Raw genomic sequence first — 2,706 nt, 5'->3', positions numbered from 1 at the left:
GTGGTGCTCGGCGACACCCGCCTGACGTACACCGAGGTCAACGGCGCCGCCAACCAGGTGGCCAACCTCCTCGTGGAGCGCGGCATCGAGCCCGGCGACAAGGTGGCGCTCAGCTGCCCCAACCTGCCGTACTTCCCGATCGTCTACTACGGCATCCTCAAGGCCGGCGCGACGGTCGTTCCGCTCAACGTGCTGCTCAAGGGTCGTGAGGTCGCCTACCACCTCGACGACTCCGACGCGAAGGCCTACTTCTGCTTCGAGGGCACCGCCGACCTGCCGATCGGCCAGGCGGGGCACGACGGCTTCGGCCGGGTCGACGGTTGCGAGCACTTCTTCCTGATCACCGCCGACCCGACCGCTGACTCGCCGATCGAGGGTGCCGAGACGCTCGGTGCGGGGATGGGCCAGCAGCCGCCCACCTTCGACACGGTGCAGACCGACGAGGACGACACGGCAGTCATCCTCTACACCTCCGGTACCACCGGCCAGCCCAAGGGCGCCGAGCTGCGCCACCGCAACATGCACGCCAACGCCCTGACCGGCAAGCACCTCTTCGGCGCCGACGCCGACAACCCCGACACCTACCTGTGCGTGCTGCCGCTGTTCCACTCCTTCGGCCAGACCGTGATCCAGAACGGCGGGTTCGCCTTCGGCGGCACGGTCGTGCTCCTGCCCCGGTTCGAGGCAGGCGCCGCGCTGGGCCTGATGCAGAAGGAGAAGGTGAGCTTCTTCGCCGGCGTACCCACGATGTACTGGGGGCTGCTCGGCGCCCTCTCCGACGACGTCGACGTCACGTCGATCGCCGCCAACCTGCGCGTCTCCGTGGCCGGCGGGTCGGCGCTCCCGGTCGAGGTGCACAAGGACTTCGAGAAGAAGTTCGGGGTGACCATCCTCGAGGGCTACGGCCTGTCGGAGACCTCTCCGGTGGCGAGCTTCTCGCCGCACGGGGAGCAGGTCCGCGTCGGCTCGATCGGCACCCCGATCCCCGGTGTGGAGATGAAGCTGCTGAAGCCCGAGACGTGGGACGAGGTCGACGGCGGACCCGACCAGGTGGGCGAGATCGCGATCAAGGGCCACAACATCATGAAGGGCTACTACAACCGGCCGGACGCCACCGCGGAGGTGATCAACGACGGGTGGTTCCGCTCCGGTGACCTCGGGAGGCGCGACGAGGACGGGTGGTACTACATCGTCGACCGGTCCAAGGACATGATCATCCGCGGCGGCTACAACGTCTATCCGCGCGAGGTGGAAGAGGTCCTGATGGGGCACGAGGCGGTCTCGCTGGCGGCCGTCATCGGCGTACCCCACGAGAGCCACGGCGAGGAGATCAAGGCCGTGGTGATCAAGGAGAAGGACCACGACGACGTCACCGAGGACGACCTCGTGGCGTGGGCCAGGGACGAGATGGCCTCCTACAAGTACCCGCGGATCGTGGAGTTCGTCGACGACCTGCCGATGACCGCGACGGGCAAGATCCTCAAGCGCGAGCTCTCCTGACCAGACCGGGCCATTGACCGGGTCCGGGGCCGGGGACAAGGTGGCCCCGGGGCTCCGAAGCCGTGCCGGACCGTCCGGCCGGGCCGCGGGGTCGACGGAGGAACATCATGGGTCTCTTCATGGACGTGCACCACATGGACGGCGGCGTCAGCGCCGCAGACGTGGCCGGGGCCCACCAGAAGGACGTCGAGACGCAGGAGCAGTACGGCGTCGACTACCAGCACTACTGGGTGGACGAGAAGAACGGCAAGATCTTCTGCCTCGTGGAGGCGCCGGACGCCGAGACCGCGGCCAGGGTGCACCGTGAGGCGCACGGCCTGGAGGCCGACGAGATCTACCCGGTCACCCAGGGCGCCTGAGCCCGGCTCCTCCCTCAGCCGAACGGGTCGGGCAGTCCGCCCGGGAGCTGCGCGAGGAGGTCCCGGGCGGCCTCCCGGTGCTTGTGCTCGACGAGCACCTCGTACTTGGTGGCGACCACGGCGCTCACCGAGGAGAAGTCACGCCGGCCGCGGGTGCCGGCGTACCCGGCGAGAGCCCAGATGACCCCGAAGACCGCTCCGCCGGCCACCGCGGAGAGGACGATCGCGACGATGTTGCCGTCGCCGAAGAGGGCGAAGATCAGACCGACGAAGAGGCCGAGCCACAGACCGGACAAGCCGCCTGCCAGGGCGACTCGTCCACCGGTCAGGCGACCGGTGATCCGCTCCACCTGCTTGAGCTCGGTGCCGACGATCATGCAGTTCTGCACCGGGAAGTGGTGGTCGGAGAGGTGGTCGACGGCCTTCTGCGCCGCCGCGTAGTCGTCGTAGACGGCGAGCGACTGGGGAAACTCGAGCGCGAGGCCCGAAACGTTGCGCGGCTGTTGGGACATGCGCCGATTCTCGCCGATGCCTGCGCGGATAGACTCGCCGGCGGCAGTCCAGCGCACTTCCAAGGAGTCCCCGTGGCCCGTGTCGTCGTCGACGTCATGCCCAAGCCCGAGATCCTCGACCCCCAGGGCAAGGCCGTGCTCGGCGCGCTGCCCCGGCTGGGGTTCGAGGGGGTGACCGACGTCCGCCAGGGCAAGCGATTCGAGCTCGTCCTCGAGGGCGAGGTCTCCGAGGAGGTGCTCGCCGAGGTCCGGAAGATGGCGGAGACGCTGCTGTCCAACCCGGTGATCGAGGACTTCGAGGTGCACGTGGAGGACCACTTCGTCGCCGAGATCGC

At 68.7% G+C, this 2,706-nt stretch carries 4 protein-coding genes; 3 read left to right on the top strand and 1 reads right to left on the bottom strand.

Annotated features, from left to right (window positions below):
- Together VFN12_RS05380 and VFN12_RS05375 are read left to right on the top strand one after the other, a co-directional pair.
- Nucleotides 1-1,500 (top strand): long-chain fatty acid--CoA ligase (locus VFN12_RS05380; RefSeq protein WP_325117574.1); only part of this gene is annotated, 1,500 nt, incomplete at its 5' end.
- Between the two features lie 107 nt (nucleotides 1,501-1,607).
- Complete coding sequence (locus VFN12_RS05375; protein ID WP_325117573.1) at nucleotides 1,608-1,859, top strand: DUF4242 domain-containing protein; 252 nt, start codon at nucleotides 1,608-1,610, stop codon at nucleotides 1,857-1,859.
- A 14-nt stretch (nucleotides 1,860-1,873) separates the two neighbouring features.
- On the opposite strand, the gene VFN12_RS05370 is transcribed toward VFN12_RS05375, so the two are convergent.
- On the bottom strand, nucleotides 1,874-2,371 hold the full coding sequence (locus VFN12_RS05370; RefSeq protein WP_325117572.1) for a general stress protein: 498 nt from the start codon (nucleotides 2,369-2,371) through the stop codon (nucleotides 1,874-1,876).
- A gap of 72 nt (nucleotides 2,372-2,443) precedes the next feature.
- On the opposite strand from VFN12_RS05370, the gene purS reads away from it, so the two are divergent.
- Nucleotides 2,444-2,706: phosphoribosylformylglycinamidine synthase subunit PurS (gene purS, locus VFN12_RS05365; RefSeq protein ID WP_325117571.1), on the top strand; the 263-nt coding region annotated here is incomplete at its 3' end.

Source organism: Nocardioides sp., assembly GCF_035703625.1.
GTDB lineage: Bacteria > Actinomycetota > Actinomycetes > Propionibacteriales > Nocardioidaceae > Nocardioides.
The sequence above is the reverse complement of the archived record's forward strand: the minus strand, read 5'-3'. Positions and strand labels throughout refer to the sequence as shown.

Bases quoted from the DNA above. Each gene is read 5' to 3' on its own strand.
- VFN12_RS05375 (WP_325117573.1), top strand. From the start codon at position 1,608: ATGGGTCTCTTCATGGACGTGCACCACATGGACGGCGGCGTCAGCGCC.
- VFN12_RS05370 (WP_325117572.1), bottom strand. From the start codon at position 2,371: ATGTCCCAACAGCCGCGCAACGTTTCGGGCCTCGCGCTCGAGTTTCCC.